Origin of the sequence: Cupriavidus necator, assembly GCF_040578825.1 — a bacterium.
Lineage (GTDB): Bacteria > Pseudomonadota > Gammaproteobacteria > Burkholderiales > Burkholderiaceae > Cupriavidus > Cupriavidus necator_E.
The window spans coordinates 15,672-40,038 of sequence record NZ_JBEFLI010000067.1 but is presented as its reverse complement, the minus strand read 5'-3'; the positions used below and the strand labels follow the sequence as shown (position 1 = coordinate 40,038).

General features: G+C 65.7%; 23 protein-coding genes and 3 pseudogenes. 17 read left to right on the top strand and 9 right to left on the bottom strand.

The genetic code is table 11. The features are described 5' to 3' along the window. Both AB1I47_RS26405 and AB1I47_RS26400 read left to right on the top strand, forming a co-directional pair. On the top strand, positions 1 to 509 hold a 509-nt coding region (locus tag AB1I47_RS26405), incomplete at its 5' end, for a TniB family NTP-binding protein (protein ID WP_354686653.1). Then, the gene (locus AB1I47_RS26400) at positions 469 to 1,020 is read left to right on the top strand and encodes a TniQ family protein (RefSeq protein WP_354686652.1); all 552 of its coding nucleotides are present in this window, start codon (positions 469 to 471) and stop codon (positions 1,018 to 1,020) included. The genes AB1I47_RS26405 and AB1I47_RS26400, both read left to right, overlap by 41 nt. 324 nt (positions 1,021 to 1,344) lie before the next feature. Here AB1I47_RS26400 and AB1I47_RS26395 read toward each other — a convergent pair whose 3' ends face one another. From AB1I47_RS26395 to cyoA, 6 genes are read right to left on the bottom strand one after another with little or no spacing between them, the layout of a single operon-like run. Further along, complete coding sequence (locus tag AB1I47_RS26395; protein WP_354686651.1) at positions 1,345 to 1,578, bottom strand: hypothetical protein; 234 nt, start codon at positions 1,576 to 1,578, stop codon at positions 1,345 to 1,347. A gap of 28 nt (positions 1,579 to 1,606) precedes the next feature. Next, positions 1,607 to 3,313: a nitrite/sulfite reductase gene (locus AB1I47_RS26390; protein WP_354686650.1), complete on the bottom strand. Its 1,707-nt coding sequence runs from the start codon at positions 3,311 to 3,313 to the stop codon at positions 1,607 to 1,609. 26 nt (positions 3,314 to 3,339) lie between these two features. Beyond that, positions 3,340 to 3,717: a cytochrome o ubiquinol oxidase subunit IV gene (cyoD, locus tag AB1I47_RS26385; protein WP_354686649.1), complete on the bottom strand. Its 378-nt coding sequence runs from the start codon at positions 3,715 to 3,717 to the stop codon at positions 3,340 to 3,342. Next, complete coding sequence (cyoC, locus tag AB1I47_RS26380) at positions 3,714 to 4,358, bottom strand: cytochrome o ubiquinol oxidase subunit III (protein WP_354686648.1); 645 nt, start codon at positions 4,356 to 4,358, stop codon at positions 3,714 to 3,716. Before cyoC ends, cyoD begins: the two co-directional genes overlap by 4 nt. Before the next feature lie 3 nt (positions 4,359 to 4,361). Continuing rightward, positions 4,362 to 6,338 carry a cytochrome o ubiquinol oxidase subunit I gene (cyoB, locus tag AB1I47_RS26375; protein WP_354686647.1) on the bottom strand — a complete coding sequence of 659 codons (1,977 nt, stop codon included), beginning with the start codon at positions 6,336 to 6,338 and terminating at the stop codon, positions 4,362 to 4,364. Between the two features lies 1 nt (position 6,339). Further along, positions 6,340 to 7,350 (bottom strand): ubiquinol oxidase subunit II, encoded by a 1,011-nt coding sequence (gene cyoA, locus AB1I47_RS26370; RefSeq protein WP_354686646.1) that lies wholly within the window; start codon positions 7,348 to 7,350, stop codon positions 6,340 to 6,342. Positions 7,351 to 7,500: 150 nt separating this feature from the next. On the opposite strand from cyoA, the gene AB1I47_RS26365 reads away from it, so the two are divergent. After that, positions 7,501 to 8,901: an aminotransferase-like domain-containing protein gene (locus AB1I47_RS26365; protein WP_407935915.1), complete on the top strand. Its 1,401-nt coding sequence runs from the start codon at positions 7,501 to 7,503 to the stop codon at positions 8,899 to 8,901. A gap of 250 nt (positions 8,902 to 9,151) precedes the next feature. Here AB1I47_RS26365 and AB1I47_RS26360 read toward each other — a convergent pair whose 3' ends face one another. Beyond that, the gene (locus AB1I47_RS26360) at positions 9,152 to 9,487 is read right to left on the bottom strand and encodes a hypothetical protein (protein ID WP_354686644.1); all 336 of its coding nucleotides are present in this window, start codon (positions 9,485 to 9,487) and stop codon (positions 9,152 to 9,154) included. A gap of 98 nt (positions 9,488 to 9,585) precedes the next feature. Between AB1I47_RS26360 and AB1I47_RS26355 the strand changes: the two genes are divergently transcribed. From AB1I47_RS26355 to AB1I47_RS26340, 4 genes and pseudogenes are all read left to right on the top strand, one after another. Further along, a complete protein-coding gene (locus AB1I47_RS26355) occupies positions 9,586 to 10,095 on the top strand; it encodes a hypothetical protein (RefSeq protein WP_354686643.1) in 510 nt (169 codons plus the stop codon). Beyond that, complete coding sequence (locus AB1I47_RS26350; RefSeq protein ID WP_354686642.1) at positions 10,092 to 10,946, top strand: ABC transporter ATP-binding protein; 855 nt, start codon at positions 10,092 to 10,094, stop codon at positions 10,944 to 10,946. Before AB1I47_RS26355 ends, AB1I47_RS26350 begins: the two co-directional genes overlap by 4 nt. Next, positions 10,918 to 12,108 carry an ABC transporter substrate-binding protein gene (locus AB1I47_RS26345; RefSeq protein WP_354686641.1) on the top strand — a complete coding sequence of 397 codons (1,191 nt, stop codon included), beginning with the start codon at positions 10,918 to 10,920 and terminating at the stop codon, positions 12,106 to 12,108. Before AB1I47_RS26350 ends, AB1I47_RS26345 begins: the two co-directional genes overlap by 29 nt. 53 nt (positions 12,109 to 12,161) lie before the next feature. Next, a pseudogene (locus tag AB1I47_RS26340) lies at positions 12,162 to 12,873 on the top strand (ABC transporter permease). 207 nt (positions 12,874 to 13,080) lie between these two features. On the opposite strand, the gene AB1I47_RS26335 reads toward AB1I47_RS26340, so the two are convergent. Next, a complete protein-coding gene (locus AB1I47_RS26335; RefSeq protein WP_354686656.1) occupies positions 13,081 to 14,472 on the bottom strand; it encodes an aminotransferase-like domain-containing protein in 1,392 nt (463 codons plus the stop codon). Positions 14,473 to 14,886: 414 nt separating this feature from the next. Between AB1I47_RS26335 and AB1I47_RS26330 the strand changes: the two genes are divergently transcribed. Genes AB1I47_RS26330 through scpA form a run of 9 tightly spaced genes read left to right on the top strand, consistent with a single transcriptional unit; the run spans position 14,887 to position 23,648 of the window. Next, the gene (locus AB1I47_RS26330; RefSeq protein WP_354686640.1) at positions 14,887 to 15,369 is read left to right on the top strand and encodes an MSMEG_0572/Sll0783 family nitrogen starvation response protein; all 483 of its coding nucleotides are present in this window, start codon (positions 14,887 to 14,889) and stop codon (positions 15,367 to 15,369) included. Positions 15,370 to 15,389: 20 nt separating this feature from the next. Further along, complete coding sequence (locus tag AB1I47_RS26325) at positions 15,390 to 16,406, top strand: Nit6803 family nitrilase (protein ID WP_354686639.1); 1,017 nt, start codon at positions 15,390 to 15,392, stop codon at positions 16,404 to 16,406. Further along, positions 16,357 to 17,502, top strand: coding sequence for an MSMEG_0568 family radical SAM protein (locus AB1I47_RS26320; protein WP_354686638.1), 1,146 nt, complete (start codon positions 16,357 to 16,359; stop codon positions 17,500 to 17,502). The genes AB1I47_RS26325 and AB1I47_RS26320 overlap by 50 nt, the downstream gene beginning before the upstream one ends. After that, positions 17,499 to 18,053, top strand: a complete 555-nt coding sequence (locus tag AB1I47_RS26315; protein ID WP_354686637.1) for an MSMEG_0567/Sll0786 family nitrogen starvation N-acetyltransferase — start codon at positions 17,499 to 17,501, stop codon at positions 18,051 to 18,053. The genes AB1I47_RS26320 and AB1I47_RS26315 overlap by 4 nt, the downstream gene beginning before the upstream one ends. Continuing rightward, positions 18,050 to 19,045 (top strand): sll0787 family AIR synthase-like protein, encoded by a 996-nt coding sequence (locus AB1I47_RS26310; protein WP_354686636.1) that lies wholly within the window; start codon positions 18,050 to 18,052, stop codon positions 19,043 to 19,045. The genes AB1I47_RS26315 and AB1I47_RS26310 overlap by 4 nt, the downstream gene beginning before the upstream one ends. 8 nt (positions 19,046 to 19,053) lie before the next feature. After that, positions 19,054 to 19,341 carry an MSMEG_0570 family nitrogen starvation response protein gene (locus tag AB1I47_RS26305; protein ID WP_354686635.1) on the top strand — a complete coding sequence of 96 codons (288 nt, stop codon included), beginning with the start codon at positions 19,054 to 19,056 and terminating at the stop codon, positions 19,339 to 19,341. A 35-nt stretch (positions 19,342 to 19,376) separates the two neighbouring features. Then, entirely contained in the window at positions 19,377 to 20,663 is a 1,287-nt protein-coding gene (locus tag AB1I47_RS26300) for an MSMEG_0569 family flavin-dependent oxidoreductase (protein WP_354686634.1), read from the top strand. 1 nt (position 20,664) lies between these two features. Beyond that, positions 20,665 to 21,501 carry a Pnap_2097 family protein gene (locus tag AB1I47_RS26295; protein WP_354686633.1) on the top strand — a complete coding sequence of 279 codons (837 nt, stop codon included), beginning with the start codon at positions 20,665 to 20,667 and terminating at the stop codon, positions 21,499 to 21,501. Further along, complete coding sequence (gene scpA, locus AB1I47_RS26290; RefSeq protein ID WP_354686632.1) at positions 21,498 to 23,648, top strand: methylmalonyl-CoA mutase; 2,151 nt, start codon at positions 21,498 to 21,500, stop codon at positions 23,646 to 23,648. The genes AB1I47_RS26295 and scpA overlap by 4 nt, the downstream gene beginning before the upstream one ends. On the opposite strand, the pseudogene AB1I47_RS33885 reads toward scpA, so the two are convergent. Continuing rightward, a pseudogene (locus tag AB1I47_RS33885) lies at positions 23,623 to 23,964 on the bottom strand (hypothetical protein); the annotation flags it as partial. The gene scpA and the pseudogene AB1I47_RS33885 sit on opposite strands and share 26 nt — an antisense overlap. Between AB1I47_RS33885 and AB1I47_RS26280 the strand changes: the two are divergent. Next, positions 23,948 to 24,230: pseudogene (locus AB1I47_RS26280) on the top strand (IS3 family transposase); the annotation flags it as partial. The pseudogenes AB1I47_RS33885 and AB1I47_RS26280 overlap by 17 nt on opposite strands. Positions 24,231 to 24,367 lie beyond the last annotated feature (137 nt).

Here is a 24,367-nt window from a genome sequence, read left to right as displayed (position 1 = left end):
CGCCATTCAACGCAGCAGCGAAGCTCAGCGTGCTCGAGAATCTGAGTCGCGAGGTGCTACGGGAAGTTTCACCGCGCATGCTGGTTGTCGATGAAGTGCATCACCTCTTGGCGGGAAGTTATCGCGAGCAGCGCGCCTCACTGAACCTGCTCAAATTTCTCGCCAACGATCTCCAGATGACGATTGTCCTTGTGGGAACGCAGGATGCTGAGTTTGCACTGCAGACCGATGCGCAAATGAGCAGTCGCTTTGCGCGCTTCGAGACGCCTCGATGGCAGGAGTCGGAAGCCTTCCGAGGCCTCATGGCGGCATTCGAGCGCATTCTTCCTTTGCGGCGGCCGTCAAACCTGTCGAGAAGAGAGGTTGTCTCGGCGGTTCTGGGGGCGAGCGGAGGATTGACCGGTGAGGTCTCGCGGCTTTTGAATTCTGCCACTGAGCTTGCGATCCGCGATGGAAGGGAAATGATTGATGTCTCACACATTGAACACGTCCGGAGTTGCATGCTCTAACCAGCCAAGGCCGTGGCCCATTGCGCCGCGTCCCTTTGATGGGGAGGCATTTGGAGGCTGGCTGGGACGACTCGCTGGAAAGTGCTCCATGACGGTTGAACAGCTTTGGACGCACGCAGATCTCGGTCCGATGCCAACCCTGACGCAAAGGAAATGGCTACTGTTTCCGCCAGTGCCGATCGCGACCTTGGAACGTCTCTCAAAGCTAACCCGCGTAAGCGTGGATCGCCTGAGAGCCATGCAGACCCCAATCGGTTGGATCTACGAAAGACGTCGCTTACGGTATTGCTATCCGTGTTTGATCCTGAATCCTGCCGATGTCAGTTCGCCATTCTGGAAACTTGAGTGGCTGGATCCGGCCTTTTCAATGTGCGAGCAACATCCCGGCAAGCTTGAAACTACCTGGTACTGGAATCTCTATTACCTTGGTAATTTTGATCAGCTGCTTCGAAGAGCGCACGCAACGCCCCACCGGGAGCTTGTTTCGCATGGGAACGATACAGGCGCATGAATGCCGAGCGAAAAAATGCAACGGTCGCACGAATGTTGAGCCTGGGTCGCACGAACCTCGTTCTTCAACAGCAACGTCGAGGTTCAGGGGCGGCGAGAAGATCCAGCCAATCGCCTTGGGCGACGATTCCCTACTGGCGCAGCACTATCCGGGTCATACGAAGTATGTCGGACCGGATGCGGACCACATCACCGGGGGCGCCAGATCGTTTGCGGACATCCCTGGATCGTCATTCCCTGCGAGCGAGCAGTACGGCAGGAGCCGGGTGAAGGGACATGGCAGGAAGCTGGACGCCGTCGCATCGTCATGATGCGCCGTTCCAGTTCAGCGTCGGTATTTTTCCCACATCTCGCGCACGATCGGTTCCGGCGGCGGCGCCGAAGCGAAGCCGGCGACATTGCCGAACACGCCGGCAATGCGGCGCCTGAACGAATCGAGGTCGTCCGTCGGCCCTGGCGAGGCATTGGCGATATCGATGATGGTGTGCAGTTGCTCGGCGGAGAGGCCGGCGATCGCACACCATAGTTCTTCGGGGCTGGCGCTGGGCAGGGCAAGCATCGGTCATCTCCACACGGATGCGCCCGGGCTAGCGCACCGCCGCGCCGCGCTTGCCGCCGTCCGGGTACACGGCCGCCTGGAACGGTTCCAGGCCGATCCGCGAGACTACGTCGACGAAGCGCTCGGCATCGCTGTCGCGGTGCACGAGGTAGATGCCGATCAGCTTCTCGATCACGTCCGGCACCTCCTCCTGCGCGAAAGAGGGGCCGATGATGCGGCCGATCGCCGCGCCGCCGCCGCCGTCCTGGCTGTTGGCGCCGTTCTGACGGCCGCCAATGGTGACCTGGTACCAGGCCTCGCCGGCCTTGTCGACGCCAAGGATGCCGATATGGCCGACATGGTGGTGTCCGCACGAGTTGATGCAGCCCGAGATGTTGAGGTCGAGCTCGCCGATGTCGTGCACATGGTCCAGATCCTCGAACCGCTCCTGGATCGCCTGCGCCAGCGGAATCGACACCGCATTGGCGAGCGAGCAGAAGTCGCCGCCAGGGCAGGCGATGATATTGGTGATTCTGCCGACGTTGGGCGTGGCGAGGCCGACGGCATCGAGCGCGCGCCACAGCGCGGGCAGGCCGCTGCGCCGCACGTCGGCAAGCACCAGGTTCTGTTCATGCGAGACGCGCATCTCGCCAAAGCCGTGGCGGTCGGCGAGGTCGGCCATCAGTTCCATCTGGTCGGCACTGATGTCGCCGGGGGCCTGGCCGGTGGCCTTGAGCGATGCGGTCACCGCGGCGTAGCCCGGTATGCGGTGCGGATGGACGTTGCTGCGCAGCCAGAGCCGGAATGCGCGGTCAGTCCGCGCCAGTTCGGCGCTCTGGTCGGCATCGTGCTCCGCGGCGGGGTCATACGGCGGCACCGTGAACGGCGCCGCCACCATCGCGACAAAGTCCTCGGTGACGGTATCCGGGCCACCGCGGATGCGCTGCCACTGCTCCGCGACCTGTTCGCGGAAGACCTCGGGCGTGAGGTCCTTCACCAGGATCTTGATGCGGGCCTTGTACTTGTTGTCGCGCCTGCCGTGCAGATTGTAGACGCGCAGCGTGGCCTGCAGGTAGGTCAGCAGGTCCTGCCACGCGACGAAGGGGTTGATCAGCTTACCGACCATCGGCGTGCGCCCCATGCCGCCGCCGACCCACACCCGAAAGCCGATCTGGCCGCCTTGCTCTACCGCCTGCAGCCCGATGTCGTGCACGCCAACCGCGGCCCGGTCGGTCGTCGCGCCGCTGATTGCGATCTTGAACTTGCGCGGCAGGTAGGCGAACTCCGGGTGCAGCATCGACCATTGCCGCACGATCTCGCACCACACCAGCGGGTTGACCAGCTCGTCGGGCGCGATGCCGGCGAAGTGGTCGGTGGTGGTATTGCGGATGCAGTTGCCGCTGGTTTGGATGGCATGCATCTGCACGGTGGCGAGTTCTGCCAGGATGGCCGGCGCGTCTTCCAGGCGAGGCCAGTTGAACTGCAGGTTCTGCCGCGTGCTGAAGTGGCCGTAGCCACGGTCCCAGCGGCGCGCGATCTGCGCCAGCTTGCGCAGCTGCATCGACGACAGCATGCCGTAGGGGATGGCCACGCGCAGCATGGGAGCATGGCGCTGGATGTAGAGGCCATTCTGCAGCCGCAGCACGCGGAACTCTTCCTCGTCGAGCTCGCCATCGAGGAAGCGGCGGGTCTGGTCGGTGAACTGCGCGACCCGTTCGTCGACCAGTCTCTGGTCGATCTCGTCATAGACATACATGGTGAAGGTCTCCTCGCGCCGGCGCGCTAGTCTTTGGCCCGTGCCCGTTCGATCGACATGCCGGTCGGCATCATGTTGAGGTCGGCGTTGTGCATCACCCAAAGCGAGCCGGCAACGACTATCACGATCAGGAAGCCGGTGCAGGCAAAGATGACGGTATTGCCGCGCTGGCCGGGACCGGTGCCAAGGTGCAGGAAGTACACCAGCTGCACCAGCAGCTGTGCGACGCACAGTCCCACCACCAGCGCGATCGCGGTGTGGCTCGGCAAGGCGCCGGTCATCACCGTGGCAAACGAGGCCACGGTCAGCGCCATCGACAGCAGCAGGCCGATGGTGTAGCGGCGCACGCTGCCGTGGACGGCGTGCTCGCCCGCATGGACAGCATGCAGATGGGACGGCTTCATGCGAACTCCCGCAGGTAGACGAAGGTAAACACGCAAATCCACACCAGGTCGAGGAAGTGCCAGAACAGGCTCAGGCACGCCAGCCGGCGGCGCACGATGTCATCGAGGCCGAAACGCCGGATCTGGTGGATCATCACGGCCAGCCAGAACAGGCCAGCGGTGACGTGCAGGCCGTGCGTGCCGACCAGCGTGAAGAAGGCCGACAGGTAGGCGCTGACGCCGGGGCCGGCGCCTTGGTGCAGCAGGTGGGCGAACTCGTAGACCTCCATGGCGACGAACAGCGCGCCCAGCACGAAGGTGGCCGCCAGCCAGCGGACCATGCGCGGCGCGGCATTGGCGTCCTGCCGCAGCATGGCCAGGCCGAAGGTGTAGCTGCTCAGCAGCAGCACCATGGTCTCGGCGAACACGAACGGCAGCTCGAACAGCTGCTGGCCGCCTGGCCCGCCCGCGGTGTTGGCGGACAGCACGCCAAAGGTGGCGAACAGCACCGCGAAGATCAGGCAGTCGCTCATCAGGTAGAGCCAGAAGCCCAGTGTGGTATGGGCGCCGGCATCGTGATGGCCGTGGTCGGCGGCGTGTGCGGATGCGTGTGCGGCGTCGTGGCCCGGGAGGGGCAGCGTCGGGGATAGGGTCGGATTCATGGGTCAGGCAGCTTGCTGCAGTTGGGCGTAGCGGGCGCGTTCGATGCGCTCGACTTCGGCGGCCGGGACGTAGTAGTCCATGTTGCGGTCGTAGCTGCGCCGCACGAAGGTCACGATCGCGCCGGCCAGCCCGGCAACGGCGACCAGCCACATATGCCAGACCAGCGCAAAGCAGAACACCAGCCCGAACACCGACACCAGGAAGCCGGCCGCGGTGGGGCGGGGCATGTGGATGTCCTCGTAGCGCGCCGGCTGGCACCATGCGCGGCCGGCCTCCTTGTCGTCCCAGTGCTGCTCCAGCGAGGTGATGTGCGGCACTTTGGCGAAGTTGTAGAACGGCGCCGGCGAGGCGGTCGACCATTCCAGGCTGCGGCCGTCCCACGGGTCGCCGGTCAGGTCCCGGTTCTGCTTGCGGTCGCGGATGCTGACGGCCAGCTGCACCATCATCGCCAGGATGCCCGCGCCGATGACGAAGGCACCGACCATCGCCACCACCAGGTAAGGATGCCAGTCGACGTTGCCGTAGTGGTTCATCCGGCGGGTCATGCCCTTGAAGCCCAGCACGTAGAGCGGCATGAAGGCCAGGAAGAAGCCGCTCAGCCAGCACCAGAACGAGACCTTGCCCCAGAACTCGTTGAGCTTGAAGCCGAACACCTTCGGGAACCAGAAGCTGATCGCCGCCAGGCAGCCGAACAGCACGCCACCGATGATCACGTTATGGAAGTGGGCCACCAGGAACAGGCTGTTGTGCAGCACGAAGTCGGCGCCCGGGACCGCCAGCAGCACGCCGGTCATGCCGCCGACCGCGAACGTCACCATGAACCCGATGGTCCACATGGTCGCGCTATGGAAGCGGATCCGGCCCCGGTACATGGTGAACAGCCAGTTGAACAGCTTGACGCCGGTCGGAATCGAGATGATCGACGTCATGATGCCGAAGAAGGCGTTGACGTTGGCGCCCGAGCCCATGGTGAAGAAGTGGTGCAGCCAGACGAAGAACGACAGCACGCCGATCGACGAGGTCGCATAGACCATTGACTTGTAGCCGAACAGCGGCTTGCGCGAGAACGTGGCGATGATTTCCGAGAACGCGCCGAACGCGGGCAGGATCAGCACATAGACCTCGGGGTGGCCCCAGATCCAGATCAGGTTCACGTACATCATGGCGTTGCCGCCCAGCTCGTTGGTGAAGAAATGCATGCCGAGGTAGCGGTCGGCGGTGAGCAGGGCCAGCGTGGCGGTCAGCACCGGGAAGATGGCGACGATCAGGATGTTGGTGATCAGCGCGGTCCAGGTGAACACCGGCATCTTCATCAGCGTCAGGCCCGGCGCGCGCATGCGCAGGATGGTGACGATGAAGTTGATGCCGGTCAGCGTGGTGCCGAGCCCGGATATCTGCAATGACCAGATGTAGTAGTCGACGCCGACGGTCGGGCTGTAGCCGAGTTCGGACAACGGCGGGTAGGCCACCCAGCCGGTCGCGGCAAAATCGCCGACGAACATCGACAGCATCACCAGCACGGCGCCCATGGCCGACAGCCAGAAGCTGAGCGAGTTGACGAACGGGAAGGCCACGTCGCGCGCGCCGATCTGCAGCGGCACGATCACGTTCATCAGTCCCACCACCAGTGGCGTGGCGACGTAGAAGATCATGATCACGCCGTGCGCGGTGAAGATCTGGTCGTAGTGGTGCGGCGGCAGGTAGCCCGCGGCATCGCCGTAGGCGATGGCCTGCTGCGTGCGCATCAGGATCGCGTCGGCAAAGCCGCGCAGCAGCATGACCAGCGCCAGGATGATGTACATCACCCCGACCTTCTTGTGATCAACCGAGCAGATCCATTCGGTCCACAGGTATTTCCACTTGCGGTAGTAGGTGATGGCGCCGAGCAGCGCAGCGCCTAGCACGATTACCACCGCCAGCGTCCCCATGATGATCGGCTCGTGGTAGGGGATGGCCTCGAGGTTGAGTTTTCCTAGCATGTCATTGCTCCATGCGGCCGGGCAGCGCCGGCGGGACGCGCTGGAAGGCCTGCAGAGATTCGGGGGTGTCCGCGCGGCACACTGCGCCGTAGGCCTGCATGTACTTGTCGACTACCTGATCGAACAGCTTCGGCGCCACCGATGTGTACAGCGTGACCGGGTTCTTGCTGCTGGGCTGCTCCAGCGCGCGGTAGGTGTTCGCATCGAGCGCCTGGGCCGAAGCGCGGGCCTTGCCGACCCACGCGTCGAACTCCTCGCGCGAGGTGGCCAGGGTCTTGAAATGCATGTCGGAAAAGCCCGCGCCGCTGTAGGCGGCGGACTGGCCGAGATAGATGCCCGGAGACTCGGCAATCAGGTGCAGGCGGGTCTGCATGCCGGCCATGGTGTAGACCATGCTGCCAAGCTGCGGGATGAAGAAGGCGTTCATCATCGATTCCGAGGTCAGCCGGAAGTTGACCGGCGTGCCGACCGGGATGGCAAGCTGGTTCACCGAGGCAACGCCGTACTCGGGATAGATGAACAGCCATTTCCAGTTCAGCGCGATGACGTCGACCTGCAGCGGCTTGACCTCCGACTCCGGCGGGCGATACGGGTCGAGCTTGTGCGTCGAATCCCAGATCAGCACGGCCAGGCAGGCCACGATCGCGCACGGGATGCCCCACACCACGATCTCGATCCTGGTCGAGTGCGACCACCGGGGCGCATACGTTGCGCGCGTATTGCTTTCGCGATAGCGCCAGGCAAACCACAGTGTCAGCACGATCACCGGGATGACGACCATCAGCATGACGAACAGCGCAACCAGAATCAGCGATTTCTCCTGTTCGCCGATGCTGCCCTTGGGATTGAGCAGTTCGAGGTTGCAGCCGCTGAGCAGGGCGCTCAGGCCGGCGGCCAGCAGCCACGCGCCGATGCGGCGCCCCGGCGCGAGCGTCCGGCCGAGGCTGGGAGAGGAGGGGGGCAGCGGGCCTTGTCGGTTCTGGTTTGCCGGCCCGGCGGTAGGTTTGAGCATGTCGGACACCTTGGTTACGGATTACCGAAGGCATCCGGCCACGCGCTCCGATTCAAGTGCTGCGTCAGCTCCGCGCGGGCGTGGCTTGTATGGATTCCTTCGGCAATGTCTGGCATGCTATTCGAAGACAAAGGCCATACATCGAGGAAAATTTTGGCGACTGGATCCATACAAGATGCCGACACCGCGGTCGGATGGGATCTGCGGATCACCACCTCTGGCGTCGCGCGCTACCTGCAGATCGTCGATTACATCGAGCAAGCCATCGGCGAGGGCCGGCTCGTGGCCGGCGACCGCGTGCCGCCGCAGCGCAGCCTGGCGCAAGCCCTCGGCGTCGACCTGACCACGGTCACTCGCGCCTATAACGAGGCCAGGCGGCGCCAGCTGATCGAGTCCAGGGGCGCGCTCGGGACCTTCATCGCCGCGCCGCGCGCGGAACTGGCGCGGGTGGTCGACATGAGCATGAACGTGCCGCCGCCGCCAGCTGGCGTGGATTTCCAGGACCTGTTGCGGCGTGGCCTGAACCAGGTCCTGTTGCGCAGCGACCCGCACCTGCTGATGACCTACCAGCTAGGCGGCGGCAGTGCCGCGGACCGCGCGGCCGGGGCGCTCTGGCTTGCGCCGATATTCGGGCAAGTGGACACCGCGCGGCTGGTGGTATGTCCCGGCGCCCAGGCCGCGCTGGCCGCCGTGATCCTCAGCCGCACCCGGCCTGGCGAGGCGATCGTGACCGAGCCGCTGGCCTATCCGGGCATCCGCGCCGCGGCGGCGCAGCTGGGCCGGCGCGCGCTGATCGCGCCGTGCGACGCGGACGGGATGCGGCCCGACGCGCTCGCCGCGGCACGCGCCCAGGGGGCCACGCTGGCCTACCTCAACCCGACGGCGCAGAACCCCACCACCCACACCATCCCGGCCTCGCGCCGGGCCGAGCTGGCGCAGGCGGCGCAGCACTGCGATATCGCGCTGCTCGAGGACGACGCCTACTGGCTGCTGACGCCGTCCGCGCCGCCTCCGATTGCGAGCTTGGCGCCCGCGCGCACCTACTACGTCGCGACGCTGTCCAAGGCGCTGAGCCCGGGACTGCGCACCGCGTATGTGCTGTTGCCCGAAGGCCGGGCCAGCGACGATCTGCTGGCGCCGCTGCGCGCCTTTGCGCTGATGGCCGCCCCCATGACGGCGGCCCTGGCCACGCAATGGATCCATGACGGCTCCGCCATGCAACTGCTCGAAGGCATCCGTGCCGAAGCGCTCGCGCGCCGTGCCTTGGCCAGCCGATGGCTAAGTGGAATCGGCCAGCTGCCACCCAGCGCCATCCACGTCTGGCACCGCCTGCCCGCGCAGTGGTCAGCGCAGCAGCTCACCCGTGCCGCGCTGGCGGAAGACCTTCGGGTCACGCCTTCCGACGCGTTCTGGGACGGGCCCGACGCGCCCAATGCCATCCGCATCTCGCTTGGCGGTGTGGACAATCACGCGCAGCTGTCGCTGGCGCTGAGGAAATTGGCGGCGTTGCTGGCGCGCCGGCCAACGTCGGGGGTCGAGATGGTTGTCTGAACCGGCTATGTCGTCGAAGCTACCGCATGCGGATATCAAGGGTCGTGGAAAGACAAGGGCCTATGCTCTGCAGGCGGACTGCGCTGATCGCTATCGCAACGGTGCGAGCGAACCATGCGGTTGATCATCGAAGCCAGTGGGCCGACGAAGGGAGGCAGGATCGGCACCGATGCGATGTTGGCTTACTATGCGACAGCACCCCCCATAGGACCAGATTGAATCTGGATACCTAGTCCCAACCCAATCCACCCTATAAGGAGCCTCGCCTTTTAACAAGATCGGTTTGTGGTGGGGTTTCGAGATGTAAAGGAGGTGGTTTCCTTTGGGTGAGGGGACGTGTTGCGATCAAGGCCAAGGTCTCATTCAGAGCAGCCTTGGCCCAGCGCAAGCCGAGCAGCGCCGCTGACAGGACAGGTTTGAGAGCGGTGATGGCGAAGGTTCGGTTGATGCGATGATCCGAGTCAACTTCATGTTCCTGCGCGGCGCTGAGGCAGCATAGGGCGTGCAGGTTGTCGCTGAGGATTTTGGCGCCGAAGTCCTGCTTGGCGGCCAACTGTGAGAGGCCGGACAGATGTTCGAGTGCCATGCGGTGTTTGAGGCGTTTGAAGGCCTCCTCCAGGCGCCAGCGCTGGTGATAGAGATCCGACGGGCACGCACCGCAGTGGCGACCTCGACCTGATCGGATTGCGCGGCACGCATACCGCTTCGCTGCGCTTCCAGGGCACGCCATCCGGCAGCGGGTGGCTGCTGCACGACGATGCGCAGGTCTATTTGCCGCGTGTGCGTCCGGCATTCCTCGGCATGCAATGCGGCCTGTCGATCGGGCTTGCGCGCGCGAGCCTGCAGTCAGCGCGCGCCCGCGAGGACGCGGGGCGCTCGATCCTAGGTAACGACATCGACGTGCTGGAGGCCTCGCTGGCGCGGGCCACCGATGCACTGCTGGCGGGTGTGGACGGTTGCGCGTTCCTCGACGCCCCCCGCAAGCTGTTCGCCTTGCGCATCGAGCTGGTTGACCTGGCCACGCAGGCGCTGCAACTGGAAGTGCAGGCGCGTGGCGGGGCGGGCTATCTGAACAGCAGGCACGACGGTTTGCCACGCCGCTGGCGCGAAGCCGCCTTCCTGCCCATCGTCACACCGAGCCTGGTGCAGTTGCGCACGGAGCTCGCACGCGCCGCGCAGCGGGATGCGGCATGACGGCGCCAACCTTGCGCGCGCACGGCTTATCGCTCGCCTATGCCAGCGGCAATGGCCACACGGTGTTCGACGGCGTCGATCTGGAATTGCGGGCGGGTGGGGTGGTGTCGGTAGTGGGCCCCAGCGGTGCAGGGAAATCCAGCCTATTAAGGGTGCTGGCGGGCCTGCAGAAGGCAACCGCCGGCGAGCTCGGGATGGAGGGAAACCCCTTGCGCGGCGCGCACCCCCGCATCGCCGTCGCGTTTCAGGATCCTTGCCTGCTGCCCTGGCTGTCGGTGGAGCAGAACGTGGCGTTCGGGCTTGATTTCAGGCGGCAGCGCGCGCTGTCCCGGCCAGAGCGGCAGGCGCGCGTGAAGGAGATGCTCGCCGCGGTGGGCCTTGCCCATGCGCACCACCTGTATCCGTCGCAGCTGTCCGGTGGCATGGCTCAGCGCGTGGCGCTGGCCCGCTGTATGGCGCGGCGGCCGCGCGTGCTGCTGCTCGATGAGCCGTTCGGCGCGTTGGACGAAGTTACGCGCGCCGATATGCAGTTGCTTCTGCGAGAGATCGTCGCGGCGCAGGGGCCTGCGACCCTGCTGATTACGCACGATCTGGACGAGGCTTTGCTGCTGTCGGACCGCATCTTGCTGTTGGGCGGCGCAGCTGGCGCCCCGGCACGCATTGTCCATACGTGGGAACTGGACTCTTCATCGCGACGCGATGCCGACCTCGACGCCTTGGGCCACCTGCGCGCCGACATCGTGCGCCGTTTGCGCCAGCTTGCGGCACCGCGTGCGCCCAGTGCGATGTCATCCACCCAATTCCACAACTCCGAGGAACACCATGTGCCAGGTACCAATGTCGCGGCGTGAATGGCTCAAGCTGTCCGCAATGTTCACGGCCAGCGGGGCACTGCCACTGCTTCATTCGCTTAACACCCGGGCCGCTGCGGAACCCGATGCGCCGGTGCGCATCGGCTATCTGCCGATCACAGACGCCACACCACTGCTGGTGGCGCATCGCAACGGCTACTTCGAGAAGGACGGCATCCAGGCGGAAAAGCCGACACTGCTGCGCAGCTGGGCTCAATTGGTGGAGGCGTTTATCTCCGGCCAGGTCAACGTGGTGCACCTGCTTTCGCCGATGACGATTTGGGCCCGCTTCGGCAGCCAAGTCCCGGCCAAGGTAGTGGCCTGGAATCACGTCGGCGGATCGGGGCTGACTGTCGCGACACAGGTGAACTCGCTGCGCGATCTCGGTGGCAAGACCGTGGCTATCCCATTCTGGTATTTCATCCATAACATCGTGCTGCAGGCCATGCTTAAGCAGCAAGGGCTTACCCCGGTGGCGCGCAAGGCCGGGGCGGTGTCGCCGCAGGAGGTCAACCTGATGGTGATGGCGCCGTCGGACATGCCGCCCGCGCTGGCATCGCGCCAGATCGAGGGCTATATCGTCGCCGAGCCGTTCAACGCGGCGGCCGAGGCGCTGGGCATCGGCAAGATCCTGCGCTTTACGGGCGACGTATGGCGCAACCACGCCTGCTGCGTAGTGTTCATGCACCAGCATGACCTGGACCGGCGGCCGGAATGGTCGCAGAAGGTGGTCAGCGCTGTGGTGAAGGCGCAGCGCTGGACGCAGGAGAACCGCGCCGAGGCAGCGCAACTGTTGTCCAAGGACGGGCCGAACAAATACACACCGCATTCGCTTGAAGCGCTGCGCAAGGTGCTGGCGCCCGATCCGGCGGATCGCGTCCGCTACCTGGCGAGCGGCGCAATCCGCCATGCCGGCTGGAATGAACGACGCATCGACTTCCAGCCCTATCCCTATCCCAGCTACACCGAGGAACTGGTGCGCCGCCTGAAAAGCACGCTGATCGAAGGCAACAACGCCTTCCTGGCATCGCTCGATCCCCAGCGCGCGGCGCGCGAGCTGGTTGATGACCGCTTTGTGCGCAGGGCCATCGCCGAGGTCGGCGGGCTCAACGCGTTCGGCATCACCGAGGCCTTTACGCGACAGGAAGAGATCGTAGCGTGACCGCCTCCAGTCGCTCGGCACAGGTTGCCGCATTGCCGCTGGGCCTTTCCGGCATGGCGGTCCTCTGCGTGGCCTGGTGGTTGGCCACTTACGAGGGCGGCCTGATGGCACAGCGCTTCAGTCCGACCGCCACGTTGGCGAGCCTGGCGGCCTTGCTGCAGCAGCACGACTTCCTGGTGCATACATGGGTCAGCATGCGGCGTGTGCTGGTCGGCCTGGGCATGGCGCTGACCGTTGGTGTGCCGCTAGGGTTGCTGGTGGGCGCGGCACGCGCGGTGGACAGTGCGCTGTCGCCGGCGTTCCAGTTCCTGCGCATGATCTCACCACTATCGTGGATGCCGGTGGTGGTGGTGGTCTTCGGCGTGGGCGACCGCTCGGTGCTGTTCTTGCTCGCCTTCGCCGGCGTCTGGCCGGTGGTGCTCAATACGGCTGCGGGAGTCAGGACACTGGATGCGCGCTGGGTCATGCTGGCGCGCAGCCTGGCCGCCACGCCTATGGAGATGCTCACGCGTGGTGCTGCCCGGTGTCGTTGGCCATGTCCTGACCGGCTTGCGGCTATCCATCGGCGTCGTATGGATCGTGCTGGTGCCGGCCGAAATGCTGGGGGTCAACGCCGGCCTGGGCTACTTCATCCTCGATACGCGCGACCGGCTCGCCTATTCGGAGCTGCTTGCCACGGTGATCGTGATCGGGGCCGTTGGCTATCTGCTCGACAGCGCCGCGCGGCGCCTGCAGCGGTGGTGGGTGCCGGGGCAGAACGGTTGATGGCCGCTGGTCGGGGATAGCCGTATTGCAATGTCACATCATGGCCGGTTCCGCATAAGGCCCGGCCAAGCGGATGCGAGCGCGACGTTTCGTCACTGTCGTCGCTGTATCGCACATGGCTATCACAGTGTCGTGCACTGGGTCGAAACGCCACCGACGCCCTCAGGACCGATTGGAAACATTTCCCTGTGGCGTCGGTGTGATTGACTACAACATCGCGGAATGCAAGTGATGCGGGTTGTCGAGCGTTTCCGCGATGATCCGCAGCGACTCCTCGATCTCATCACGCTCGCTCGGGCCGCCCAGGCAGACACGAATCGCATCGGGCGGGTTGCCGTCGGTCGAGAAGGCGGCGGCCGACACCGCGCCGATGCCGCGCGAGCGCAGGTGCAGCGCCAGTTCCGACGGGCTCCATGCTGAATCCGCCGGGATTGGCAGCCACAGGTGAAAGCCCTCCGGGTCCGCGTCATAGGCCAGGCCCTCGAGCACCTGGCGCGCAATCAGCTGCCGCGCCGCGCTTTCGGCGCGGATGGCCTTGAGCATGTCGTCTACCGTTCCGTCCTTGATCCAGGATGTAGCGAGCAGTGTGTTGATGGGGCTCGCCATCACCGTCGTTGCCCGCAGGGTGCCAGCCAGGCGCTGTGCCTGCCGGGCAGTGGGGGCGTTCAGGAATGCGATCCGCAGTCCGGCGCCCAGGCACTTGGACAGGCCGGTGATGTAATACGTGAGTTCCGGGGCGAGCGCGGCAAACGACTGCGGTGCCCGCAGCGGCAGCATGCCGTAGGCATCGTCCTCGATGATCGGCACGCTGTAGCGCAGCGCGACTTCGGCGAGCTGCTCGCGGCGTGCCTGCGGCATGGTGCGCGTGCTCGGGTTCTGGATGGTCGGGTTGCAATAGAGCGCCGCTGGCTTCTGCGCCTTGCACATGGCTTCGAAGGCGTGGGCGAACGGGCCATCCTCGTCGCCCGGGAGCGCCTGTAGCTGGATATTGAGCTGCGCGGCGATGGCCTTGATGCCAGGGTAGGCCAGCGCGTCGGCACAGATGGTCTGGGCCGGGCGCGCGAGCTGCGACAGCAGTGCGACCAGCGCGCTGTGGATGCCGGGCGTGACCAGCACGGTGTCCGCGCTGCACGCCGGCGCCCAGCGGCGCAGCCATTTCGCGGCGACCGAGCGATCGGCCGGGGTTCCGCCGAAGTCCTGGTAGCGCAGCAGCGTGTAGGGATCGGCAGCCTCCAGCAGTTGCGCCATGGCGGCACGAAGCCGCGCTGTCATCGTGGGCGGCTCAGGCGGCATGTTCATGGTCATCTCCGCACCCGTGCCGCCGCGCAGCGGCATCGCGGGCGCGCGTCCGCGCACGTAAGTGCCGCTTCCTGTCTTGGTGTCGATCAATCCCCGCTTCCTCGCTTCGCTGTAGCCGCGCGCCACGGTGGTGTAGTTCAGTTGCAGCGCTTCGGCCAGGTCGCGCAGCGGCGGCAGCCGGTCGCGCGCGCGCAGCTGGCCGTCGGCCAGCGCCTCCTCGATCAGGTCCGGAATCAGCAGATAGGCCGGCTTTGCACTGCCGGCGATACGCTTTAGCCAATGGCTGGTCAGGTTGGACACCATGGTCTCCCGCTGCGCGATGCGATGGAATTCGTGCCCTGAGGGTAGCACCCGAATGATCGCTTACCAAGCCACGCAGGCGATCGCATCTGAAGTTCTCAATGATGGTGCGATATCAACGCTCATGCACCACGTGTGCGCACCCAGGCGGCTTGCTCCCGTTCAAAAACGTGCATTGTGGCGAAGCCGTCATGGCGTGCGTTGTGCGCCTTTGGTGGCATCCATGGCCAAAGCCGTTGCGATCATTGGGCCGATCATTTGGTCGGCTTCGCCTTGATTGGAGATTGATCGCATGACTGCGGGCATTGCGTGGCACATCGGTTGCGGATGTTGGCGTGTTCGGCCTGGCGCCGAACGGTCGATCGGCATGGGATCGATCGACCGCACTGCCCCATCAACGCAACGGAGAGAAGCATGCCTGCTGTCAGCAAACCGGCCCACAAGAACGGCGATTTCCTGGTCGACTATGAAGAGAAGGTATTCGAGGACGTAAAGGCAGAAGCCGGCGAGAAGGCGCTGGTGACATTCCACACCGTCGCCTTCGAAGGCTCGATCGGCTTCGTCAACATGCTGCAGGCCACGCGCCTGCTGCGCAAGGGCTTCGAGACTTCGATCCTGCTCTACGGCCCCGGCGTCAACCTTGGCGTTCAGCGCGGCTTCCCGACGCTTGGCGACGAAGCATTCCCCGGCCACATGAACTTCAACAAGCAGCTCACCAAGTTTATGGCTGAGGGCGGCAAGGTCTACGCCTGCCGCTTCGCCCTGCAGGCCCTGTACGGCCACGGCGAGGCCTCGCTGATCGAGGGCATCCGCCCGATCAATCCGCTCGATGTGCTCGACCTCAAGCTGCTGCACCGCAAGGAGAACGCGCTGATCATCGACACCTGGACGGTCTGAGCAAAAGGGCAGGTGCCACCATGTCACAGAAACCCATTGTGCGCGCGGCCGCGGTTCAGATCGCGCCCGACCTCGAGAGCGGCGAAGGCACGCTGGCCAAGGTCTGCGACGCGATCGACGAGGCCGCCGGGAAAGGCGTGCAGCTGATCGTCTTCCCGGAGACCTTCGTGCCGTACTACCCGTACTTCTCCTTCGTACGGCCGCCGGTGCATTCCGGCAGCGACCACATGCGGCTGTACGAGCAGGCCGTGGTGGTGCCCGGCCCGGTCACCGATGCCGTCGCCGGTCGCGCACGCTGGCACGGCATGGTGGTGGTGCTCGGCGTGAACGAGCGCGACCACGGCAGCCTGTACAACACGCAGCTCATCTTCGACACCGAGGGCAACCTCGCGGTCAAGCGCCGCAAGATCACGCCCACCTTTCACGAACGGATGATCTGGGGGCAGGGCGATGCGGCCGGCCTGAAGGTCGCGGACACCGCGATCGGCCGCGTCGGCGCGCTGGCGTGCTGGGAGCACTACAACCCGCTGGCCCGCTATGCGCTGATGACCCAGCACGAGGAAATCCACTGCAGCCAGTTCCCGGGCTCGCTGGTCGGGCCGATCTTTGCCGAGCAGATCGAAGTCACGATCCGGCATCACGCGCTGGAATCCGGCTGCTTCGTCGTCAACGCCACCGGCTGGCTGACCGAAGCGCAGATCGCCTCTGTGACCACCGATCCGGCGCTGCAGAAGGCGCTGCGTGGCGGCTGCAACACCGCAATCATCTCGCCGGAGGGGCAGCACCTGGCGCCGCCGTTGCGCGAGGGTGAGGGCATGGTCATTGCCGACCTTGACATGTCGCTCATCACCAAGCGCAAGCGAATGATGGATTCGGTGGGCCACTACGCGCGCCCGGAACTGCTAAGCCTGGCCATCAATGAGCGGCCGGCGGCGACGGCAGTGCCGATGGCAGGCGCCTTCTCCAACTTCCATGGGAGCATTCACGATGACATCCAGCGAGACCGTGCCGGCTTCGAGCCGGCAATTGATGACTGAGCTGCAGTCCGTCGGGCTGCGCCTGGAAGATCCGAATGCCGGCGCGGCCAGCCGGCGCGGCGGGGCGGGTCCGTCCGACCACAAGGCGGTCACCATCGACGGCGTGACCATCATGGTGCCGGTGCATACCAGCACCGCCTGGCACTCGCCGTTCGTGGCGCAGGCGCCCGACGGAACGGGGCGCAGCGCACTCATGCGCGGAACCATCCCGATTGCCAGCATCAGCTTTCCGAAGGCGCCGCGTTTCTATGCGCTGCAGACGCTGGAGGGAATCCCGTACTCGCATATCGCCACGCTGCATGGCGCCGATGTGCTGGCCACCACGGTGCTGCAGACTTGCATCCGCTACGAGAGCCGCAAGAAGACCTGCAAGTTCTGCTCGATCGGCCAGTCGCTGGCGGCGGGCCGCACGATTGCGCGCAAGACGCCGGAGCAACTGGCCGAAGTGGCGCGCGCCGCGGTGCTCCTCGACGGCGTCAGGCATATGGTGCTGACCACCGGCACGCCGCCGACGCAGGACCGGGGCGCGGCTATTCTTTGCGAGAGCGCCTTCGCCATCAAGGCCGCGGTCGACTTGCCGATCCAGGCTCAGTGCGAGCCGCCCGACGACGACCGCTGGTTCGAACGCATGAAGGCCGCCGGCATCGACACGCTCGGCATGCACCTCGAGGTCGTCACGCCGACGGTGCGCGAGCGCATCATGCCAGGCAAGGCGTCAGTGCCGCTGAGCCGTTACATGGAGTCCTTCAAGGCCGCTGTCGCCGTGTTCGGCAGGGGGCAGGTCAGCACCTACATCCTCGCGGGACTCGGCGACACCGCGGAAGCCATCCTGTCGATCTCGCGCGAGCTGATCGAACTCGGGGTGTATCCCTTCGTGGTGCCCTTCGTGCCGATCTCCGGCACGCCGCTGGAGGACCACCCGGCACCGTCGCCGGCCTTCATGCAGTCGATCCTGCAGCCGCTCGGCGCCATGCTGAGCGACGCCGGCATGCGCTCGTCCGATATCAAGGCAGGTTGCGGAAAGTGCGGCGCGTGCTCGTCGCTGGCCACCTACGAGCGCGAGGCGGCACTCGCGACCGACGGAGCGACAGCATGAAAAGCGATTTCTGCGTCGAGGTGCCAGGCATCCCGATGTTCCGCATCCGCTGGGCCGAGCACGCCTGGGAGGCGGCGCAGGCCTATCGCCTGCGCCAGGCCGTGTTCTGCGAGGAGCAAGGCATCTTCGCGGGCGACGACCGGGACGCGGTGGACGACGTGGCGCAACTGCTGGTGGCGGTGCGGTTCGAGCCGGAGTTGCCGGGCCATCCGGGCACCGTGGTCGGCACCGTTCGCATCCATGAAAGCGAGCCGGGCGTGTGGTTCGGCTCGCGGCTTGCGGTGGATGCGGCATACCGAAGCCAGGGCAAGATCGGTGCGACGCTGATCCGCCTGGCGGTGAGCAGCGCCCACGCGATCGGCTGCCGGCGCTTCCTTGCGCACGTGCAGAGCCAGAACGTCCCCTTGTTCAGGCGCTTGCATTGGCACGTCCTGGCAGAGGAGACGCTGCTCGGGCGGCCTCACCACCTAATGCAGGCAGACCTGAACCATTACCCGCCTTGCCACACCCCGCACGCGGGCCTGATTACCGAAGGCAGGGCAGTGCGATGAGCCTCGACGATCTCGTACACACGCTACGCAGCAGCCGCGGCTTTGCGCATAAGACCGATATCCCGGCCATGCTGTCGCCGCTTGGCGCCGCGGCCGCCGGACGCAACGCCGCCATGGCTGTCGATGTCGGCGACGACTGCGCGGCATGGCGGGATGGCGACGGCTACCTGCTGTTCGCCATCGAAGGACTGGTCAGTGATTTCATCCGCACCATGCCGTGGTTCGCCGGCTACAGCGCGGTCATGGTCAACATCAGCGATATCTATGCGATGGGCGGCAGGCCGACAGCCGTGGTCGATGCGCTATGGAGCCATGGCGCCGCCGATGCCGCCGAGGTGCTCAAGGGCATGGCCGCGGCGTCTGCCGCCTATGGCGTGCCGATCGTCGGGGGCCACAGCAATGCGCGCAGCGAACAAAACCAGCTTGCCGTGGCGATCGTTGGCCGGGCGCGCAAGCTGCTGTCGAGTTTCGACGCGCGTCCCGGCCAGCGCCTGTTGATGGCGGTGGACCTGCGCGGCGCGTTCGCGGAGCCGTACCCGTTCTGGAACGCCTCGACGGGCGCACCGGGCGAACGACTGCGCGCGGATCTCGAACTCTTGCCGGTGCTGGCCGAAGACGGCCTTTGCGCCGCGGCCAAGGACATCAGCATGGCGGGTGCGCTCGGCACCGCGCTGATGCTGCTCGAATGCTCCGGGGTGGGCGCCAGCATTGCGCTGGAGCGCATTCCCCGGCCCGATGGCGTGCCGCTGGAGCGATGGCTGACGGCGTTCCCCAGCTATGGCTTCCTGCTGGCCGTCGATGACGACGATGCGCGGGCGGTCGAACGCCGCTTCCTCGATCGCGGCATTGCCTGCGCCCAGATCGGCGCCATCGACGATTCCCGTGTCGCCACGCTCACGCACGCCGGCGAGCGGGCCACGTTGTGGGACTTCCGCGAGGCGGGGTTCATCCTGCCGATGGGCCTGGCCACGCCGATCGATTCCCCAACCTGAGAACTGCCATGCCGGTTACCCACTTCCGCATCCGCTGGCCTGACCAGACCGAGATGGCCTGCTATTCCCCATCCTCCATCGTCACGGAGCACTTTGTCGCCGGGACGGCGTATTCGCTGGACGAGTTTGTCGAGCGCGCGCGTACCGCGCTGGGCGCCGCTTCCGAGCGGGTGCGTGCCAGGTATGGCTATGCCTGCTCCTCCGCAATGGACCAGCTCCGCATCCTGGAAATCGCCGCGCTGCGGTTCCAGGGCCAGAACGAAGCCACCGTCCGGTTTCTCGGCTTTGGCAGCTAGCCGATTTGCAAATCCCTCGCCTCAAAGGATTCAACATGTCTCACTTCATCAACACCAATCCGGGCCAGGCCGCGGAGCCCAGGCACTACGGCGTCATCATTGTCGGCGGCGGCCAGGCCGGACTATCGATGAGCTACTTCCTGAAGCAGGCCGGCATCGATCATCTCGTCATCGAGAAGCACACCGTCACGCACACCTGGCGCACGCAACGCTGGGATGCGTTCTGCCTGGTGACGCCGAACTGGCAATGCGCGCTACCGGGCTATCCCTACCAGGGTGATGATCCGCACGGCTTCATGAAGAAGGATGAGATCACAACCTATCTCGATGGCTTTATCCGGACGGTCGGCGCGCCGGTGCTCGAGCATACCGAGGTGCGGCAAGTGAAGGCGCGCGCCCAGGGAGGATTTGCCGTGGTGACGAGCCAGGGTGCATTCACCGCGGACCAGGTGGTGGTGGCCTCGGGCGGTTATCACACGCCGATCGTGCCGCGCATGGCCGAGCGCCTGCCGGCGTCGGTCCGGCAGCTGCAATCGTCCGAGTACAGGAATCCCGCGTCGCTGCCGGAGGGTGCGGTGCTCGTGGTCGGCTCGGGCCAGTCTGGGGCGCAGATTGCCGAAGACCTGCATCTGGCCGGGCGCAAGGTGTATCTGGCCGTCGGCGAGGCGCCGCGCTGCGCGCGCTTCTATCGCGGGCGGGACGTCGTGGACTGGCTCGCGGACATGAAATACTACGACTTGCCGGTCACCGAGCATCCGCTGCGCGAGGGCGTGCGCGACAACACCAATCACTATGTCACCGGCCGCGACGGCGGGCGCGATATCGATCTGCGCAGGTTTGCCACCGAGGGCATGGAGCTCTACGGCGTGCTCGACGACTACCTCGACGGCCAACTGCGTTTTGCGCCGGACCTGCGTCGCAACCTGGACGATGCCGATGCGACTTACAACCGCATCAATGCGAGCATCGACAAGTTCATCGCGGAGCGAGGCATCGAGGCGCCGCCGCCGAGCGTCTATGATCCCGTGTGGACGCCACCAGCCGAGCGCACCGAACTCGATCCCCTGGCAGCCGGCATTGGTTCGATCATCTGGTGCATCGGCTTCCGACCGGATTTCAGCTGGCTCGAAGTGCCGGTGTTCAACGGCCGCGGTTATCCGGGCCACGAACGTGGCGTGACCGCGCACGCCGGCCTGTACTTCCTTGGCCTGCCCTGGCTGCACACGTGGGGATCGGGGCGATTCTCCGGCATCGCGCGCGACGCCGAATACCTCGCCGGTTTGATTGCCGCGGGCGAGAGCGACACCGCGCTGGCCGCCTGACATGGAAGTCCTTGTCTCGCGCCATGTCGCCGGCATGCCCCAGTTGGCATACACCGGCCTGTCAGAGAACTGGCTGCTGAAGACCTGCGGCGACCTGCACTGGCGCCTGCTGGCCGCCGGCGTCGGCCTGGCGGTGCCGGACTTCCGGGATGCCGAGGGCAATCCGGTGTATGCGGCGTTCACCGCAATCCGCGTGCGCGACGCCGCACCGCAAACGGTCGGCGAGCACGCCGAGTTCAGCATCGGCTCGCGCATCGTGCCAACGGGTGGCGTGAAGCACCTCAGCGAACATGCGGTCGGCATGCAGGAGGACCGCCGCGCCAGCGTGACGATGCTGTCCACCTTCATCCGCCGCACGCGTGAGCGGGACAACCGCTCGGTCGTGCGCACCATGCCGACCGTGGCCGCGCAGTGGGCCGGCGCCGGCCCGTCGGCACAGGCGGCGGAACTGTCGCTGCTGGCACGGCGGTTTCGCTGCGGGGATTGGGGCACGCATCTCGGGCTCGATCAGGCCCGGCATCGCGTCTGCCACGCGGCCGAATACCTGCCGTGCCCCTGCAACGACTTCAACGGCGCCGACCTGCTGTACTTCGCCAGCTTCCAGGCCATGGTCGATCGTGCGGAATGGCAATGGCGCCGCGACGCGGATCCGCCCACGGTGTTCGCGCGGGACTTGTTCTTCCATGGCAACGTCAATGTCGGCGAGTCGCTGGAGCTGACCTTTTCCGCGCTGCGCGAGGACGAGGAGGGATTGACGCACTGGTGTGAGATCCGGCGCAGCCGCGACGGCGAGAAGATCGCCGATGCGGTCACGCAGAAACGCTGGAGGCAACGTTGAACGCGAAACGAGACGACCCGGCAAGTCCCCTCGAGCTGAAGCCGGTCTACGGGCCCGACGACCTGACCGGCCTTGGCCACCTGGGCGGCATGCCCGGCGAGGCCCCGTTCGTGCGTGGCCCTTATTCCACCATGTACCGCGGCAGGCCATGGACCATCCGCCAATATGGGGGATACGGTGACGCCGCAACGTCGAACCTCACCTATCGCGAGGCCCTGAAGCAGGGCGCGCAGGGCTTGTCGGTGGCCTTCGACCTGCCGACCCATCGCGGCTACGATTCCGACGACCCGCAGGCGCAGGCCGACGTCGGCATGGCCGGCGTAGCCATCGACTCGGTCGAAGATATGCGACGCCTGTTCGAAGGCATTGCGCTGGAGCGGGTGTCGGTATCGATGACCATGAGTGGTGCGGTGCTGCCCGTGCTGGCAGCGTTCCTGGTCGCGGCCGAGGAATCGGGCGTCCCGTTCGAACAGCTGCGCGGCACCATCCAGAATGACATCCTCAAGGAGTTCATGGTCCGGAACACCTGGATCCATGCGCCGCAGCCGTCGCTGCGCATCGCCGCCGACGTGGTCGAATGGCTGGCCGCGCATGCGCCGAAGTTCAACGGCATGTCGATTTCGGGCTATCACTTCCAGGAAGCGGGCGCCGATCCGGTGCTGGAACTGGCGCTGACACTGGCCAATGCCAGGACCTATGTCGGCCTGCTGCGCGAGCGCGGCCTGGATGTCAACGCATTCTGCGGCGGACTGAGCTTCTTCTTCGGCGTCGGCAAGCCATTCTTCGTCGAGATCGCCAAGCTGCGCGCCGCGCGGCTCCTGTGGCACGACATCGTGTGCGAACTGGGTGGCACCAGCGCGCGCGCCACCGCCATGCGCATGCATTGCCAGACTTCGGGCTGGACCCTCGCCGCCCAGCAGCCGCTCAACAATATCGCGCGCACCACGATCGAGGCGATGGCCGCGATCTTCGGCGGTACGCAGTCGCTGCATACCAACGGCTTTGACGAGGCGCTGGCATTGCCGGGCGCGCAGGCCTCGCGGCTGGCCCGCGATACGCAACTGATCCTCCAGCATGAATTTGGCCTGTGCGAGGTGGCGGACCCATGGGCGGGCTCCTACCTGATCGAGTCGCTGACCGGCCGCATGGTGACCGAGGTTCGCGCGCTGGTGGCGCACATCGATGCCCAGGGCGGCATCGTTGCGGCCCTGGAATCCGGCTGGGTGCAGCGGCGCATCCACCAGAATGCGCTGCGGACACAGGCACGGCTCGATGCCAGGGAGGAAGTGGTGGTAGGCGTCAACCGCTACCGCGATCCCGACGACGATCGCCAGGAGTGCCTGGAGATCGACGGTACCCAGGTCCGCGCGCAACAGGCACGGCGCCTCGTCGTGCTGCGCAGCCGCCGCGATGACGCAGAGGTCAGGCATGCCCTGGCCGCCCTGACTGACGCGGCCAGGCACGGCGGCCGTAACCTGCTCGCATGTGCAATCCATGCCATGCGCTGCCGCGCGACCGTCGGGGAATGTACCCGGGCGCTGCTCCAGGTCTGGCCGCGCCATACTGCCCGGTCGTCCTATGACGCAGCGCTGTACGGCACGGCTCGCGCCGGCAGCCCGGAATGGCTGGCGGCCTGCGAGTGCGTCAGTGCGCTGCGCGAGCGGCTCGGCCGCGCGCCCCGGATCCTCATGACCAAGCTGGGCCAGGACGGCCACGACCGCGGTGCGAAAGCGGTGGCGGCCGGGCTTGCGGATGCGGGGTTCGTGGTCGAACTGACACCGCTGTTCCAGTCGGCCGAGGCGGTTGCGTCTGCCGCCTGCGATGGCGACTTCGATGCCATCGGCATCTCCACGCTGGGCGGCGCGCATCTGGATCTGCTGCCGGCGCTGCTACACGCCTTGCGGCAGCGCGCGCTCGATGTGCCGGTCTTCGTCGGCGGCATTGTTCCGGCAGACCACAGGCGCTTGCTGCACCAGTGCGGCGTGCGGGAGGTTTTCGGACCGGGCACGCCGATGGAGATCATCGTGAGCACCATCGTGGCTGCGCTCACGTTGGCGAGGATGCCTACGGCATCCTCGCCATCCCCCACCTCCCTGAAGGAGGGGCTTGCCGCGCAACGGGTCACCGAATTCCCTGTCGCGCGATGACGCGGTCTGTGTTGGCGATCATTAATTTTGGGAGTGGAAAGAAACTGGCGGAGGGCGCATTGCGACTAAGGTGATGATGTTTCCAAGGTGAGTATTGGGGCAGCCATGTCACTACGCTGGACTCATTGCCTACAATCCCATACTCCTTGGTCCTCCAAGGCGCACGGCGATGGATCAACTCAGCCCTGTATAGCCCGTTGAGCGTCTCGGCCAGGGCGTTGTCATAGGAGTCGCCCTTACTGCCCACCGAGGGCTCAATGCCGGCCTCAGCCAAGCGTTCAGTGTAGCGAATGCTGACGTACTGCAGCCACCTGTTTCAAGACGCCCTGAAGGCGTAGGCATGCGCAGCTCGATGAGTCGCAAGGGCGATTGCTGATGCCCCGACTGGCGAGCTTGTGGGGGTCATTGAAGGTCGCTCGCTTGCCTCGCGGCCGGTTCGATACCCGCCGCGAGGCAATGGACGAGGTGATTGACTGGCTGATCTTTTACAAAGCCACTCGACTTCACTCGACCCTGGGCTACGTCAGCCCCATGGCGTTCGAGAAAAACTGGTTCGCAGCACAGGAGCACCGAGCTGCTTGATTCCATGGGCTATGGGATTCGTGCGACAGGGGCAAGGTCAGTTCAGAATTCCCCGGCAATACAGTCACTTTGTGTTCAGTGTGATCCAGTCAGGGATCAATGTGCCGTGGCCGCGGCCCGCCTGTCTCTCGTTCTAT